The following is a 14,827-nucleotide window of genomic DNA, read 5'->3' on the forward strand; positions in this document are numbered from 1 at the left end:
GGACACCGGCGCTACCTGGGCGGCACCTCGGACGAACTGGTACGTTGCTGCACGTGGGTTGGGGACCCCGAGACTTTGCGTATCGAGGAGTTCGAGTGAACGGCAGGACCATCGCACGAGCCAGTACGGCCGTGGCAGCTCTCGGCATCGGCGCGGCACTGACCCTCGGTGGCCCGGCCACCGCCGACCCCGAACCGGCACCGGTGGACGCCGGACTGACCCATCTTGCCGAGATCGCGGGCCCGGACCCGACCGTGCAGGCGGGTGTCGGCGCGCTGACGCAGTACACCAAGCTCGCCGACGTCGCCGGACTGCGCCACGTGACGAGCGCCTTCACCCCGTTCGCCTACGCCGCGCCCACTTTCGGCTGTGGCAGCGTCGGCCCGGTCACCACGATCATCGCGGCCGCGACCACCGACGGCGTCGGTAACAACCAGGACCTCAATATCGCGCCGGGCACGCTGCGGTTCAGCGCGACGCCCGCGCACACCGGCGCGCCGCTCGCCTCCGGCCTCGTCGTGGCCTGGGTGAACATCAACAACGGCGCCAGCGGCATCGATTCGCTCGACGACCTCACCGAGTACGGCCTCCCGTCGCTGTCCAAGACGGTGCACAGCGGACCAGGCACGGTAATTGCCTCGATGTGGGGCATCATCAACTACCCGTTCGCGAACTGTGTGATGACGCCGACCGTCGGCACCTTCATGGTGCCGGACCAGCCGGTGAACCAGCCGAGCAATCCGGCGAACACGAACGGTCCCGGACTGACCGCCCCGGGTCCCAACGGGACCGAGATCGGCCCGGCGCCGGCCCCCGCGCCGTCGGCCGCGCCCAAGCCCGCGCCCGCGCCTGCCCCCGCCGCTCCCCCGGCACCCGAACCTGCTCCGGCGCCCGCCCCGGCGCCCCCGGCGGCACCGACCACCCCCGGCGCGCCCGCGGGTGCCGCGGTGCACGGCGAGTTCACCAAGCCTGCCAGCTGACTCGGCGGCACCGCCACGGGGGACGGTGCCGCACAACCTGATTCAGCACACCTTCGCGAAGAAGGCGCGGATATCGGCCACATGCGTTTCGGGCAGTTCCATCGCCACGAAGTGATTGCCGGTATTGCCCTCCGGCCAGTGCACGATGTCGTTGTCGCGCTGGGCAAGTCGCAGCATCAGCGCTGATCCCCCACCGTAAACGCCGGTCGGAACCCGCTTTTGCCCCTTCGGCCAAACAAATCCGTTGTCCCCGAGTCCGTTGTACATGGGCCAGGACGAGGTAGCCGCCGTATTGGTGAACCAGTACAGGCTGACGGTGGTCAGCAGATGGTCGCGGTCGATGACATCCTCGGCCTGATCGGCGAGCGGGGCGAATTCGTTGAACTTGTGCATGAGCCAGCCCAGCAGGCCGACCGGGGAGTCGGTCCACGCGTGCGCGAAGGTCTGCGGGGCGGCGCGCAGCAGTTCGTGGTGGTTCACGCCGGTCATCCACTGCTGCATGAGATCCCATTCGGCACGCTCGTCCGGGGTCATGGTCGGCACGTCGGCCGCGCTCGGCATGCCGATGCCGCCGTCGATGTGCACGCCGAGCACGCGGTCCGGCGCGGCGATCGCCATCTCCGGAGCGACGTAGGCGCCGAGATCGCCGCCCTGGGCGCCGAATCGCTGGTAGCCGAGCCGATCCATCAGTACCAGCCACATCTCGGCCACCCGCTGCGGCGTCATCCCCACCTCGCGCGGCGCCGCCGAGAACGCGAAGCCGGGCACCGACGGCACCACCACGTGGAAGGCCTGCGCCGGGTCGAGTCCGTGCTTGCGCGGATCGGCGAGCAAGCCGATGGTCTTGCTGAACTCGGCGAAGGTGTTCGGCCAGCCGTGGGTCAGGATCAGCGGCACCGCGTCCGGCTCGGGCGAGCGGACATGCAGGAAATGCACGTCGAGGCCGTCGATTTCGGTAATGAACTGCGGAAACTCGTTGAGCGCCGCTTCCTGTGCCCGCCAATCGAATTCGGTCCGCCAGTACTCGGCGAGCTCGCGCAGGTAGGCGACGGGCACGCCGCGCTCGCGTCCGGCACCGGGCAGCTGGGCCGACCAGCGGGTCCGGCTCAGCCGGTCGTGCAGGTCGTCCAGGTCCGCCTCGGCGATGTCGATGCGGAACGGGCGAACAGCGGTGCGGTGGTCGGTCATCGAGAGGCTCCTCGTGTGTCGGTCGTTCGATCCGAGCACTACGTTAGAAACCATGTAGGACCATCTATGTCCTAGTTGTCTGGCAATCTGAGATTCATGAACGACACCCCCGCTCGCCTGCTGCGTCTGCTGTCGCTGCTCCAGACCCCACGCGAATGGCCCGGCAGCGAACTGGCCGAACGACTCGGCGTCACCGACCGCACGGTGCGCCGCGATATCGACCGATTACGCGAACTCGGTTATCCGGTCGAGGCGACGATGGGTGCGGCGGGTGGCTATCGGCTGGTGGCGGGGTCGGCGCTGCCGCCGTTGCTGATCGAGGACGACGAGGCGGTCGCCATCGCGGTGGGGTTGCGGGCCGCGGCCGGCTACGCGGTCGCGGGCATCGAGGAGGCGTCGGTGCGCGCGCTCACCAAGCTGGAGCAGGTACTGCCCGCGAAGCTGCGCCGCAGGGTGCGGGTACTCGGCACCGCGCTGGCACCGCCCACCGACACCGGACCACTGGTCGATCCGGAGGTGCTGACGGCGCTGGCCGCCGCCGTAACCAACAGGGAGCGGCTGCGTTTCACGTATCGCGACGGCGGTGGCAGGCAATCTCGCAGGCATGCCGAACCCGTCGGACTCGCTCCGGTCCGGCACCGCTGGTACCTGGTCGGCTACGACATCGATCGCGACGACTGGCGCGTCTACCGGGTCGATCGCGTCGATCAGGTACAGCCGACCGCCGCTCGCTTCGCCCCGCGCGAACTTCCCGCCGCCGATCCCGCCGCCTACGTGGCGGGACGCCGAACCGACTGGGGTACACCGACTTTCCGGCTCGCTGTCACCATTCATGCACCCGCGCAACGGGTCGCGGGCCGGCTCGGCGACGATCCGGGCGACCTCGTCGCGATCGATGAAAACTCTTGCCGCCTGGACACCCTCCGCGACGACTCACCGGAGTGGTTGGCGCACCGGCTCATCGCGCTCGGCGCCGACTTCGAGGTGCACGAGTCGCCGGAGTTGCTCCGCCAGCTACGCACGGTCTCCGCGCGCATCGAGCGCGCCGTCGGCGGTCGGCAAGCGCAAGCTCAGCGGGGCAACTGAATACGCAGTACGGCGCCGCTCTCGGTACCCGCCAGCAGCTGGTTCGGCTGCCCAGGCGTGGCGACCACCGACGTCAACGGCTGGCCGGTGAGCACCGCGCAGGCCGCACCGGTCGCGGGATCGACGCGGATGAGCCGGCCGGACAGCGTGGTCACGTACAGGATCCCGTCGGCATCGATGTGCAGGTCGTCGGCGAAATCCGGCACACCGGGCAGCGGCGAGGCGAGATTCGCGACCACCGTCTGCGCACTCGGGTCGTCGATCGCCATGCGGACGAGCCGGCCGAGCGCGCTCCCGTTAGCCGTCACGTAGAGCGAATTGCCCTGCACGACAATGCCGTTAGCCCCCGCTTCGGCCGCCTTCTCGGTCCAGGCGGTATCCACACTGCCGTCCGCACGCACCCGGATGACACCGGACATGGCGGCGACGTAGAGAGTGCCGGTCGCATCGAAGGCGGCGCCATTGGGCATGGTGAAGCCGGAGACGAAGACCTCGGGCTTCGGGTCGGCGGCCGCCGGATCGAAACGAACGACGCCGCCGGGGCGGATCGCACTGGTGGGCGAATCACCGTAGACGACATAGAGCAACCCGTCCGGTCCGCTGCGGACGGCGCCGGGGAACTCGACAGGGACGGTCGCGGTCAGTGCACCCGAGCGGTCGTAGCGCTGCACCTCGTTGCGGTAGACCCGGGAGACCCACAGATTGCCTTGGGCGTCGTAGCCGACGTTCTCCGACCAGTCGAGCACCGGCATGCCGGCGGGGACCGCGGTCGCGGCCTGCGCGGGCGCGCACGAGGCGATCGGCTGCGCGGCAGCAGCCGGATCCGCGACTGCGACCGGTGCGGTGCAGGCGAGGGCGACCAGCGCGGCCGGCCACAGCAGGGAACACCGGGACAAGGGGCGACGGAGTCTTTTCAACGAGCACCTCGGTCTCTGCAAGCCGACACAGCAATCTGCGGGCAGTCTAGCCACCTGGACAACGTCCGTCCGGCCCGATACCGACCCTGGCCGGGGCGAAGGCGGTCCGGCACCGGTGCGATGTCATCGTGAAGTCCGCTGAGCGCCAAGATCTTTGGCAAGATCTCGGCATGCCCTTTTTCGACGGCGCCCGTGGCCGGATGCACTATCGGCGGTGGCCGAGCGAAAACCGCGTTGCGACAGTGCTGCTGCTACCCGGGCTAGGCCAGCACAGCGGCCACTACCACCGCTTCGCGCGGTCGTTGACGGCCGCAGGCATCGGGACCTGGGCGCTCGATACCTCGGGTCATGGACTGAGCGAGGGCGATCCACGCAAACCCGGCACGCTGGCCGAGCTGGTCGCGGACGCGCTACGGCTGTTCGACCTCGTACGTGCGACCGAGCCGCAACCCCCCTTGATCTTGATGGGTCACTCGCTCGGCGCGGTCACCGTGCTCGGCATGTTCGGTGCCGCGGTGCCGGATCCGGGCGACGCGACCACGGATCCGACGATTGTGGAACGCGACTATCCGCTGCGACCCGCCATCCCGACCGACGCGGTGACCGGCGTGGTGCTGTCCGGCGTGCCGAAACGAGCCCTCGGCGGGGGCGCCCCCGGCGCGCCGGGTTCCGCACTGCCACGCGACCTTCCGGTGCTCGCCGTGCACGGCGTCGAGGACCGGCGGGCGCCGATTGATGCGGTGAAGGTATGGACTCGGCGCCACGAATCGGTAGATTTACGGGCGTACGCCGACGCCGGGCATGATCTTCTGCACGAGCCGGTGCACGCGCGGGTCGCTGCCGACATCGCGGACTGGATGCAGGGTGTCGTCGTGGGGTTGGCACGGCGCCCGTGAACTGAGCCTCGCTCAGAGATGAGGAAGGGGGACGTCGAGGTGCCATCGAACGAGAACGCCAACGGTGTCGGACGCCCGGATCTGTCCATAGTCACGGCGCCCGGCGTCACCGTCGCCGCCTTGCACACCGCGGTCGACGACGGAGCGCTGTGGATCGACGGCATGCTGGTGGCCGAGGGCGTGCACGAAAAGTGCGCGCGCCGCTACGAGCAGCTGGCCAACCAGATCGAAGAACAGATGCGATTACTCAGCGCCGCCTCGTCGCTGCCGGGGTTCGGCGGGTTCGCCTCCGGCGACGCACTGCGCGCGGGTTTCGAGAACAAGGCGCACGGCGCGCTCACCCGGCTGTGGGAATACGCCGAAGCCGCCAGGGAATTGGCGCTCACCTTCCGCGCCGCAGGCTCGGCCTATCAGGGCGCCGACTCGCTGCTCGCGGCGTCCGTCGGCCGGATCGACGCGGAGGGAACGGCCCATGCGTAGATTGCCGCACACGCCAGGCCAGACGTTCGTCCGGCGCAACGACCCGCCCTACGCGCCGAACGTCGAGATCTTCGACAGCATGACCCATCGCGAAATCCACGAGAAGGTTCAGCTGCTGAAGCCCGCGGTGCTCGCGGGTGGGCAGCAGGCCTGGGGCGACGCGGCCGCCGGACTGGCCGACGCCGTCGCGCAGGCGCATCTCGAGGTCAGGGCGGCCATCGCCGACGGCTGGCGCGGCGGCGCGGCGCAGCAGGCCGCCGACGCCGTGCACGCGTTCGAGCAGACCGGTCAGGATCTCGCCGACGTGCTCGCGGTGGTCTCGCAACGGCTCGGTCAGGCAGGCGACGCGGCCGAGGCGCTGCGGGCCGCGGTGTCCGCGCCGACCGCGAAGGCGCCCGATCTCGGTGCGGCGCTGCTGGATCCGACGCAGGCCACCAGCAATATCGCCGACCAGAAGTCGGCCGAGCACACGCGCCAGGACATCGTGCGGGCGATGAACGACATCTACGCCGGTGTGTTCATCCCGACCGGCACCGACGTGCCCGCGTTCGGCGACCAGCAGTCCGGCGACGCGCCGGTCACCACGTATACGACACCGGTCGCGAAGATCGCCGGGCCCGGACTCGGCGCGGAAAGCCCTGTCGCGCCCACGGTTACGCGGGACGCGCCCGCGGAGACGAGCCGGCTCGTCGGTGAACCGGTAGCCGCACCGCAGGCCGAGGAAACTGTCGCTGCCGAAGAGCAGCCGACCGAGACCACGCCTGCGACGGTTGCCTCGGCGAACGGTGTTGCCCATGCGGTCGCCGGAAGTGTCTCGGCACCGACGCCCCTGCATGTCACCACCGCCGGAGTAGATGCTCCGCAGACCTCGGCCCCGGCCGCGGCAGGCACCGCGCCGAGCTCCAGCGCGATCACCGCACCGAACACCACCACCGCGTCGGCGGCGCCGCAGGTCGTCGTGCCGGGGACCGCGGCCCCGGCCGCGCCCGACGAGCAACGCAAACGCGACGAGCGGCGCAGGGACAGCACCGGTGACGCGGTCACCGGGCTCGGCGCGGGCGCGATGGGCGGATTGATGGGCGGTGCGATGGCCATGGGTGACGCACCGCGCCAAGGATCCAGCGTGGCCGCGAACGCCGCGAACGCGACCGCCCGCGCCACCCGCTACGACGACGAGGACGAGGACGACTTCCACTTCGACGACCTGCCGACCTTCCTCGAACCGGCCGACGACAACGGCGAGCTGATCGGCGCCATCGATCCGACCACGCCACCGGTGCTCGGTGAGTGGACCGAGTTGGAGTGAATTGGACGCTGACGCCGGACCAGTTCGCGCTGGCCTGGGCGCGCACCGACGGCGATCGGATGCCCTATCCACTGGCCGTTCGGCTCTCCGCGCGCGACACCGAGGAGCGGGACGCGCAACTACCGGCGTTGCACAGTTGGTGCGATCGGGTGCTCGACGCCGACCTGGAGGCGGCACTGCGGGTGCTCGGCGCGCCGGAACTGCGGATCGAGGTGTACGGCGAGCGCGGTAGTGCGCCGGGACCGGACGATGCGGCGGTCCGGCCGGTGCGGGTGCTCGGTGCCGCGGCGGGCAATGTCGCGGTGGTGGCCGCGCAGCGCCCCGGCGCGACCGCCGACCACGGCGGTGACATCCGGCTGTTCGTCGGCAGCGTGAAAAGTCTGACGGCCCGGGTGGTTTCGATGCTGCCGGAGAATTCCCCGGGCACCACACCCCGGCTGACCGCCCCGCTGGCACGCGTCGGCGAGGACAGCCGCGACCTGGTCACCGTGCCGGTCGCCGGGCCGACGGTGCCCGCGCGCATCCGCAGGATGCTGCGGCAACCGAGGGACGGCATCGGCCAGATCGTGGTGTCGGCCCGGCGCGGCGACGGCGAGCTGCGTCCGTTCGGGGTGCTCTGCTGGATCGACGTGTGCGAGGACGGCCGCTACTCGGTGCGCACCGGCACCGATGTCGACATCGTTCCGGTCACCGCGCACGGCTTGATCGCCCAGCTGCGCCCGATGGTCACCGCCGCCGAGCGCACCATTACCTACGCCCAGCGCTGGTAAGACTCTCAACCGAAGTCCCGGACTGATGCATCCGGGGGCCGTCAGTACTTCGACACAGTGCCTAGGTGAGCAGGTCGGTGACCTCTGCGTCCTCGAGTTGGTGAAAATCTTCGTAGGCGGTGCCGACGCCGCCGAGCGAGTGCGGGACCAGCGGGCAGACGACCTGGTCGGCTTCGGCGGCGACGCGGCGCAGCGCTTCGGCGGAGGAGACCGGCACGGCGACCACGATGCGGCTCGGCTGGTGCAGGCGCGCGACCCGGCAGGCCACCACCACGGTCGCGCCGGTCGCCATGCCGTCGTCCACGATCACCACGGTGCGTCCGTCGAGCGGGATCGGTTTCACGTCGCCGCGCCACACCGCCCGGCGGCGGTCCAGTTCCGCCCGCTCCGCATCTTCGATCTCGGCGAACTCCCGCTGGGTTATCCCGGTGTGCGACAACACATCCGGGTTGAGTACGCGCACCCCGTCCTCGCCGATGGCACCCATCGCCAGCTCCGGCTGCCACGGCACGCCGAGCTTGCGGACCAGCAGAATGTCGAGGTCACCGCCGATGACGTCGCGCACGGCGGCGGCCACCGGAACCCCACCGCGCGGCAGACCGAGCAGCAGCGGATGGGCCGCGCGCAGGTCCTCCAGATGCGTGGCGAGCGCGCGACCGGCCAGTGTCCGATCGGGGTAGATCATCCATCAAAACGCTACGCCCACCCGTCACCCGACCACCACCCCCAAGGAATCGCTTCGCGATAACGCGGCCTGTCGCCCGAACCCACGGAATCGCTCCGCAATGTGCAGCCTCGTCGACGGCCACCACCCCGCATCGAATCGCTGCGCGCGACCGGGCCCGGCAACGCCCTCGATCCCCGGGCAATACCGCGTCAGCCACGCTCCGTGATCGCGAACCGCCGCAACGCAAGACTCGGATTGGTGGTGCGAACCTTCGCCAGGTGGTCCAGATCGACACTCGCGGTCAGCACCCCCGGTTCGTCGCCGATCTCGGCGAGCACGGCCCCGGTCGGGTCCACGATCATCGACGCCCCGGCCCCGCGCGGCGCCGCCTGATCGGCCGCGACCACGTAGACGGTGTTCTCGATGGCGCGCGCACGCACCAGCGTCGTCCACTGATCGACCTTGCCCGGACCGGGGATCCACTGCGCGGGCAGCACGAGCACCTGGGCGCCCGCGGCGGCCACCCGGCGGATGCCCTCGGGGAAGCGCAGATCGAAACAGGTCTGCAAACCAAATGTCACGTCCGCCACATCGAAAGTGGCCGGTTCCGTGATCGGGCCCGCCTCCACCGTCTCCGATTCGAGGTGTCCGAAGGCGTCGTAGAGGTGCACCTTCCGATACACCGCGGCGAGGGCTCCATCGGGTCCGAGGACGACGAGCGTGTTGCGGATCCGGCCGCCGCCGGGCTCACCCTGCTCCACCATTCCGGCCACCAGATGCACCCCGAATTCGCGGGCGATCGCACCGAGTCCGGTGACGAACGGCCCGGTCAGCGGTTCGGCGACGGCCACGACGCGTTCATCGAGCCGGGTGACGGCAAACATCGAGTATTCCGGCGCGACGACCACGCGGGCGCCTCGATCGCGCGCGGTGCGGACGTGCTCGCGCAGTGCGGAAAGGTTGGCCGACGGATCGGTGCCGGGGGCGAACTGGACGACCGCCACGTCCAGCTGGTTCGGTGCTGGGGTCTGATTCGTTTCGGAGCTATCCAGTTGCATACGTCTCACCGTATTGGGGCGGTGGCCGGGCAGGCCAGCACGAGGCAGTAAACTCCTGGTCAATGAGTACCAATCAGGTCGACAGCGTTCCTGGCGACAACGACAGGGACACCGACGGCCCGACTTTCGCCGATCTCGGGATCGATGACCGCATCCTCGCGGCCATCGCCGATGTGGGCTACGAGTCGCCGTCGCCGATCCAGGCCGCGACGATTCCGCCACTGCTCAGCGGCGCCGATGTGGTCGGCCTCGCGCAGACCGGCACCGGCAAGACCGCGGCGTTCGCCATCCCGATCCTGATGGGTCTCGACACCTCCGGCAAACTCCCGCAGTCGCTGGTGCTGGCGCCGACGCGCGAGCTCGCCATCCAGGTGGCCGAGGCGTTCGGCCGCTACGCCACGCACATCCCCGGGCTGAACGTGCTGCCGATCTATGGCGGCCAGGCCTACGGTGTGCAGCTGTCCGGCCTGCGCCGCGGCGCGCACGTGGTGGTCGGCACGCCGGGCCGGGTGATCGATCACCTGGAGAAGGGCACCCTCGACCTGTCGCAGCTGAAGTACCTGGTGCTCGACGAGGCCGACGAGATGCTGAAGATGGGCTTCCAGGAGGACGTCGAGCGCATCCTCAAGGACACGCCGTCCACCAAGCAGGTCGCGCTGTTCTCGGCGACCATGCCCGCGGCGATCCGCAAGATCTCCAAGCAGTACCTGAACAATCCGGTCGAGATCACCGTCAAGTCGAAGACCTCGACCGCCACCAACATCACCCAGCGCTGGGTGCAGGTCTCGCATCAGCGCAAGCTGGACGCGCTGACCAGGGTGCTCGAGGTCGAGTCGTTCGAGGCGATGATCATCTTCGTGCGCACCAAGCAGGCCACCGAGGAGCTCGCCGAAAAACTGCGCGCCAGGGGCTTTTCCGCCGCGGCCATCAACGGTGACATCGCGCAGAACCAGCGCGAGCGCACCATCGGCCAGCTCAAGTCCGGCGCGCTGGACATCCTCGTCGCGACCGACGTGGCCGCGCGTGGTCTGGACGTGGACCGCATCTCGCACGTGGTGAACTACGACATCCCGCACGACACCGAGTCCTATGTGCACCGCATCGGCCGCACCGGCCGGGCCGGGCGCAGTGGTGAGGCGCTGCTGTTCGTCGCGCCGCGCGAGCGTCACCTGCTCAAGTCGATCGAGCGGGCCACCAGGCATCCGCTGGAAGAGATGCAGCTGCCCAGCGTCGACGACGTCAACGCGCAGCGCGTGGCCAAGTTCGGCGACGACATCACCGAGAGCCTGACCTCGTCGAACCTGGCGCTGTTCCGCAGGCTCATCGAGGATTACGAACGCGAGCACAACATTCCGCTGGTCGACATCGCGGCGGCGCTGGCCGTGCTGTCCCGCGACGGCGACAACTTCCTGATGCAGCCCGAACCGCCGGAGCCGGTGCGCGAGCGCCGCGAACGCCCGGATCGGCCGCGCCGGTTCGAGGGTGAGGACGATCGGACCGGTTTCGGTTCGCACAGCCGGGCCAACGGCACCGAGCTGGCCACCTACCGCATCTCGGTCGGCAAGCGGCACCGCGTGGTGCCCGGCGCGATCGTCGGCGCCATCGCCAACGAGGGTGGTTTACGCCGCAGCGACTTCGGGCACATCAGTATCCGGCCCGACCACAGTCTGGTAGAGCTGCCCGCGGACCTGTCCCCCGAGACGCTGGAAGCATTGCGCCGCACCAGGATCAGCGGCGTCCTCATCCAGCTCACCCCGGACCAGGGTCCGCCGGGACAGCGCTCGTTCACCCGCGGCCCGCGCCGCGAGGGCGGGAACGCGAAGCGGCCGGAGCGGCGTAAGCCGCGCTCCTGAGCCGGGGAGAGTACGGCGAGGTCAGCCTCGCTAGCTAGAGTGTTGCCGTCCGGTACGTAATTAGTGCTGACGGCAGCGGGTGTCCCGCGAAAACTCGAGACGTGATGAGCGACAATGGCGCTGCCCGCTCATCGATGCCGGCCGGGTGCGGATGTCCCGCAGCGGCCCGAGGTGTCGATGGGCGACAATCGCGCAGCCCGTTCGTCGTCACGAATCGGGTGCGGGTGTCCCGCAAGACACAGGAGGGCCGCGTTTGTTCGTGTTCGGTGATCGTGTCGTCTGCTCCGCCGTCGACCTCGTGCGCGCGGCGCGCTGTGAGTTCGCGCTGCTTCGCGCCCTCGATACCGAACTGGGAACCGTCGCGGCCGATCCGGCGACCACCGCGGAATGGGCGCCCCAGCCGCGCACCTGGTTCGACGACGCGCGCGATCGCAGGCTCAGCGACTTCCGCGACCGCTTCGGCAGCTCGATGGTGGAGATCCAACGCCCGCAGTACAAATCGGACACCGGCAAGACGCTGATCGCGGCGCTGACGGCCGCGCATGCCGAGACCATCGCGGCGCTGCGGGCCGGCGTGCACGTGATCCACGGCGCCACCTTCTTCGACGGAACCTTCGACTGTTCCTGCGATTTCCTGGTGCGCGCCGGTCATCGGGTGCGCTACACCGTGCACGGCACCGCGCACAGCAAGGCCGACCGCGTCGGCACCGCACTGGAACTCGCCGCCTGCGCCGACGCGGTGGACCACAGCGGATCGTTGACCGGCCCGCTGGTCCGGCTACATCTCGGCGAGGACAACAGCGCATATGCGTTGAGCGATCTGATCCCGGTGTATCGCGCGCGCAGGCACCGAGTCGAACGCATCCTGGACGAGAAGCTGAGCGAACTGCTACCCGCGCAGTGGGGTGATCCGCGCTATCTGGCCTGCGGTCGCTGCGGGACCTGCACGACGGCCGCGGCGGCCGCACGCGATCTCCTCCTCGTCGCCGGTATGCCGACCACCACGCGGGCCCGGCTCCGCGAGGCGGGCGTGAGCACCATCGACCGGCTGGTCGGCACCGAGTCCACGGTGCGCGGCGTGCCACCGCGGACCTTCACCGCGCTGCGCCGCCAGGCCGAAATCCAGCTGCGCCGGGAGGATTCCGGGCAGCCGACGCACAGCCTGGTCGACCCGATCGCACTCGGCGCACTGCCGCCACCCTCCGCCGGTGACCTCTCGCTGACCGTCGTCGGCGGCGGGCGCACCCCGCTGGCCGTCGACGTCGGCGGGCCGGGCACCGTGCACCTGACCTTCCGCGGCCCCTTCGGCGTCGACGGCGAACCGGGCAGCGAGGCGGCCGGGCAGCGGCGCGCGTTGGAGGAGGTGCTCGACTATCTCGCGCAGCGGCGGCGGATGTATCCGGACATGCACGTCTACCACTACACCGCCGCGGTGCGCACCGCGCTGCTGCACTGCACCGGCAGCACCGGCGTCGGCGAAGAGATCGTGGACGAGTTGCTGTGCGACGGCGTGCTGGTCGACCTGTATCCGATCGTGCGCAACGCGCTGATCATCGGGGAACGCTCCTACCGGCTGAGCAGGCTGGCGCGGCTGCTGCCCGGCGCGGCGCATTCGGCCGACGCCGAACGGGATTGCCTGACCGTGCTGCGCCTACGGGACTGGCTGCTGGATCAAGCCGCCGAACAGCGCATCGACCCGCAGGCGGTGACGCTGGAGCGGACCGGATCCTGGTGTCAGGTGGCCGGTCCCGATGGTCTCGAGCCCATCCCGCCCTCGCGGCCCTCCTCATTCGAGGCGGCGCTCGCCGAATACGCCGCGGCACAGGACGAACCGCGCCACGTCGCCGCGATGATGGCCGCGGCGCTCGGCTATCACCGCCGCGAACGGCAGCCGCTGTGGTGGGCGCACGTCGACCGGCTCAGCCACCCGGTCGACGAATGGGCCGACGCTCCAGGGGTGTTGGTCGCCGAATGGGGCACCGTCGACACCAAGTGGCATCGCAGCCCGGACCGCCCGACCATGCGGCGCTACCTCACGCTGACCGGCCGGATCGGTTCGAGCTGGAGTGCGGGCGGCCCCGGACCGGCCACCGTGCTGACGCCGGGCACCACCGTTTACACCTTCTACGACCGGCCCGCGGCCGCGGGCATGGTCACCGCTGTCGGGCGCCGCGCCACCGCCGTCGCCACCGTGCTCGGCTGCTCGGTGGACGCCGAATTCGACGACGCGGTCCGGCTCGAAGAGCTGCTGCCGGACGGCTGCGAACCCTACGACGAACTACCCACCGCGATCGCACCCGGCCTACCCGCGTGGGACTGGAATGCCGAGACCGCGGTCGAATTCGCCGCCCAGCAGCTGCTCGTCGCGCTCCCGGAGATCCCCGAGGGCGCCGTGTTCGACCTGCTCGCCCGCCGCCCACCCCGGCTACGCGGCGGCGCCACGTTGCCCGAGGTGCACGGCGACCATGCCGCGGCGATCACCGCCGCGATGCGCGAACTCGACCACTCCTACCTCGCCGTGCAGGGCCCGTCGGGCACCGGCAAGACCTCCACCGCCGCCCGGGTGCTCGAGCGCCTGGTCACCCGGCACAAATGGCGGATCGGCATTGTCGGGCAGACTCATTCGACCGTGGAGAACCTGCTGGACGCGGTCGTGCGGGTCGGTGTGCTGCCGGAGCTGGTCGCCAAGAAGGACGTCGAGTCGGTGGCGCCGGAATGGGTGGTCATCGACGCCTCCCGGTACGCGCGTTTCCTGGACAACGCCATCAGCGGCTGCGTACTCGGCGGCACGCCAACGGATTTCGCGAACGAGGCGATGGTGCCGAGGGCGGGGCTCGATCTGCTGGTGATCGCCGACGCGGGCCGGTTCCCGCTGGCCGACGCCGTCGCGGTCGGCGTCAGCGCACGAAACCTGTTGCTGCTCGGCGATCCGGTGCCGCCTGCCACGCACAGCGCCCACCCGGAACCGGTCGGCGAATCGGTGCTCGGCTGGCTCGCCGAGGGGCGGCACACGCTGCCCGGCGAGCGCGGCTACTTCCTGGATCGCACCTGGCGGATGCATCCGCAGGTGTGCGACCCGATCTCCCGGCTGTACTACGACGGACGGCTGCGGGCCAACGAAACCGTCACGCTGGCAAGGGAACTCGACGGCGAGTCGCCCGGCGTGAGCACCGTCCTGGTGCCCCATCACGGCAACGCCACCGAATCCGCAGCCGAGGCTCGCGAGGTGGTGCGCCGGGTACGCGCACTGCTCGCGATGAACTGGACCATCGGGGCGATGACCCGGCGGTTGCATCCGCACGACATCTTCGTGGTCGCGCCGTACGCGGCGCAGGTCGGGCGGATCCGAACGCTGCTCGCCCGGGCCAGGATCGAGGACGTGCTGGTCGGCACCCCGGACCGATTCCGCGGCAGGGAAGCCGCCGTGGTCCTGCTCTCGATGACCACGTCCAGTCCGGCCGACGCGCCCTATGGAATGCCATTCCTGTTGTCGCGCGCGCTGATTCACGCCGCGCTGTGCCGCGCGATGTGGAAGGCGATCATCATCCGCTCACCGCTGCTGAGCGAATACCTGCCCGCCAGCCCGGACGAGATGCCCGAGCTCGCCGGGTTCTTGCGGCTCTGAC

The 14,827-nt window shown here is 70.1% G+C and carries 12 protein-coding genes; 8 read left to right on the forward strand and 4 right to left on the reverse strand.

The features are described from left to right. The first annotated feature begins 95 nt into the window (after window positions 1-95). On the forward strand, window positions 96-980 hold the full coding sequence (locus DMB37_RS40500; protein ID WP_167768840.1) for a hypothetical protein: 885 nt from the start codon (window positions 96-98) through the stop codon (window positions 978-980). A gap of 42 nt (window positions 981-1,022) precedes the next feature. Here DMB37_RS40500 and DMB37_RS14055 read toward each other — a convergent pair whose 3' ends face one another. Then, a complete protein-coding gene (locus tag DMB37_RS14055; RefSeq protein WP_135233085.1) occupies window positions 1,023-2,168 on the reverse strand; it encodes an epoxide hydrolase family protein in 1,146 nt (381 codons plus the stop codon). A gap of 96 nt (window positions 2,169-2,264) precedes the next feature. On the opposite strand from DMB37_RS14055, the gene DMB37_RS14060 reads away from it, so the two are divergent. Beyond that, window positions 2,265-3,254 (forward strand): YafY family protein, encoded by a 990-nt coding sequence (locus tag DMB37_RS14060; RefSeq protein ID WP_135233086.1) that lies wholly within the window; start codon window positions 2,265-2,267, stop codon window positions 3,252-3,254. On the opposite strand, the gene DMB37_RS14065 is transcribed toward DMB37_RS14060, so the two are convergent. After that, window positions 3,239-4,150, reverse strand: a complete 912-nt coding sequence (locus DMB37_RS14065) for an SMP-30/gluconolactonase/LRE family protein (protein WP_135233087.1) — start codon at window positions 4,148-4,150, stop codon at window positions 3,239-3,241. The genes DMB37_RS14060 and DMB37_RS14065 overlap by 16 nt on opposite strands. A gap of 191 nt (window positions 4,151-4,341) precedes the next feature. Here DMB37_RS14065 and DMB37_RS14070 point away from each other — a divergent pair, with 191 nt between their 5' ends. Genes DMB37_RS14070 through DMB37_RS14085 form a run of 4 tightly spaced genes read left to right on the forward strand, consistent with a single transcriptional unit; the run spans window position 4,342 to window position 7,623 of the window. Next, a complete protein-coding gene (locus DMB37_RS14070) occupies window positions 4,342-5,067 on the forward strand; it encodes an alpha/beta hydrolase (RefSeq protein WP_135233088.1) in 726 nt (241 codons plus the stop codon). A gap of 18 nt (window positions 5,068-5,085) precedes the next feature. Next, window positions 5,086-5,547 carry a hypothetical protein gene (locus DMB37_RS14075; RefSeq protein ID WP_240772384.1) on the forward strand — a complete coding sequence of 154 codons (462 nt, stop codon included), beginning with the start codon at window positions 5,086-5,088 and terminating at the stop codon, window positions 5,545-5,547. Further along, window positions 5,540-6,853, forward strand: a complete 1,314-nt coding sequence (locus tag DMB37_RS14080) for a hypothetical protein (protein WP_135233089.1) — start codon at window positions 5,540-5,542, stop codon at window positions 6,851-6,853. Before DMB37_RS14075 ends, DMB37_RS14080 begins: the two co-directional genes overlap by 8 nt. After that, entirely contained in the window at window positions 6,850-7,623 is a 774-nt protein-coding gene (locus tag DMB37_RS14085; protein ID WP_135233090.1) for an ESX secretion-associated protein EspG, read from the forward strand. The genes DMB37_RS14080 and DMB37_RS14085 overlap by 4 nt, the downstream gene beginning before the upstream one ends. A gap of 61 nt (window positions 7,624-7,684) precedes the next feature. Here DMB37_RS14085 and DMB37_RS14090 read toward each other — a convergent pair whose 3' ends face one another. Next, on the reverse strand, window positions 7,685-8,308 hold the full coding sequence (locus DMB37_RS14090) for a phosphoribosyltransferase (protein WP_135233091.1): 624 nt from the start codon (window positions 8,306-8,308) through the stop codon (window positions 7,685-7,687). A gap of 191 nt (window positions 8,309-8,499) precedes the next feature. Continuing rightward, window positions 8,500-9,348 carry a carbon-nitrogen hydrolase family protein gene (locus DMB37_RS14095; protein ID WP_135233092.1) on the reverse strand — a complete coding sequence of 283 codons (849 nt, stop codon included), beginning with the start codon at window positions 9,346-9,348 and terminating at the stop codon, window positions 8,500-8,502. A 62-nt stretch (window positions 9,349-9,410) separates the two neighbouring features. Between DMB37_RS14095 and DMB37_RS14100 the strand changes: the two genes are divergently transcribed. Together DMB37_RS14100 and DMB37_RS14105 are read left to right on the forward strand one after the other, a co-directional pair. Next, window positions 9,411-11,201, forward strand: a complete 1,791-nt coding sequence (locus DMB37_RS14100; protein ID WP_135233093.1) for a DEAD/DEAH box helicase — start codon at window positions 9,411-9,413, stop codon at window positions 11,199-11,201. A 259-nt stretch (window positions 11,202-11,460) separates the two neighbouring features. After that, entirely contained in the window at window positions 11,461-14,826 is a 3,366-nt protein-coding gene (locus DMB37_RS14105; protein ID WP_240772385.1) for a bifunctional RecB family nuclease/DEAD/DEAH box helicase, read from the forward strand. Window position 14,827 lies beyond the last annotated feature (1 nt).

The sequence above is a fragment of the Nocardia sp. CS682 genome (genome assembly GCF_004634405.1).
In the GTDB taxonomy this organism is placed as follows: domain Bacteria; phylum Actinomycetota; class Actinomycetes; order Mycobacteriales; family Mycobacteriaceae; genus Nocardia; species Nocardia ninae.

Excerpts from the sequence above, each read along its gene's own strand:
- DMB37_RS14060 (WP_135233086.1), top strand. The coding sequence starts at position 2,265 with ATGAACGACACCCCCGCTCGCCTGCTGCGTCTGCTGTCGCTGCTCCAG.
- DMB37_RS14095 (WP_135233092.1), bottom strand. The coding sequence starts at position 9,348 with ATGCAACTGGATAGCTCCGAAACGAATCAGACCCCAGCACCGAACCAG.
- DMB37_RS14075 (WP_240772384.1), top strand. The coding sequence starts at position 5,086 with ATGAGGAAGGGGGACGTCGAGGTGCCATCGAACGAGAACGCCAACGGT.
- DMB37_RS14090 (WP_135233091.1), bottom strand. The coding sequence starts at position 8,308 with ATGATCTACCCCGATCGGACACTGGCCGGTCGCGCGCTCGCCACGCAT.
- DMB37_RS14080 (WP_135233089.1), top strand. The coding sequence starts at position 5,540 with ATGCGTAGATTGCCGCACACGCCAGGCCAGACGTTCGTCCGGCGCAAC.
- DMB37_RS14055 (WP_135233085.1), bottom strand. The coding sequence starts at position 2,168 with ATGACCGACCACCGCACCGCTGTTCGCCCGTTCCGCATCGACATCGCC.
- DMB37_RS14070 (WP_135233088.1), top strand. The coding sequence starts at position 4,342 with ATGCCCTTTTTCGACGGCGCCCGTGGCCGGATGCACTATCGGCGGTGG.
- DMB37_RS14100 (WP_135233093.1), top strand. The coding sequence starts at position 9,411 with ATGAGTACCAATCAGGTCGACAGCGTTCCTGGCGACAACGACAGGGAC.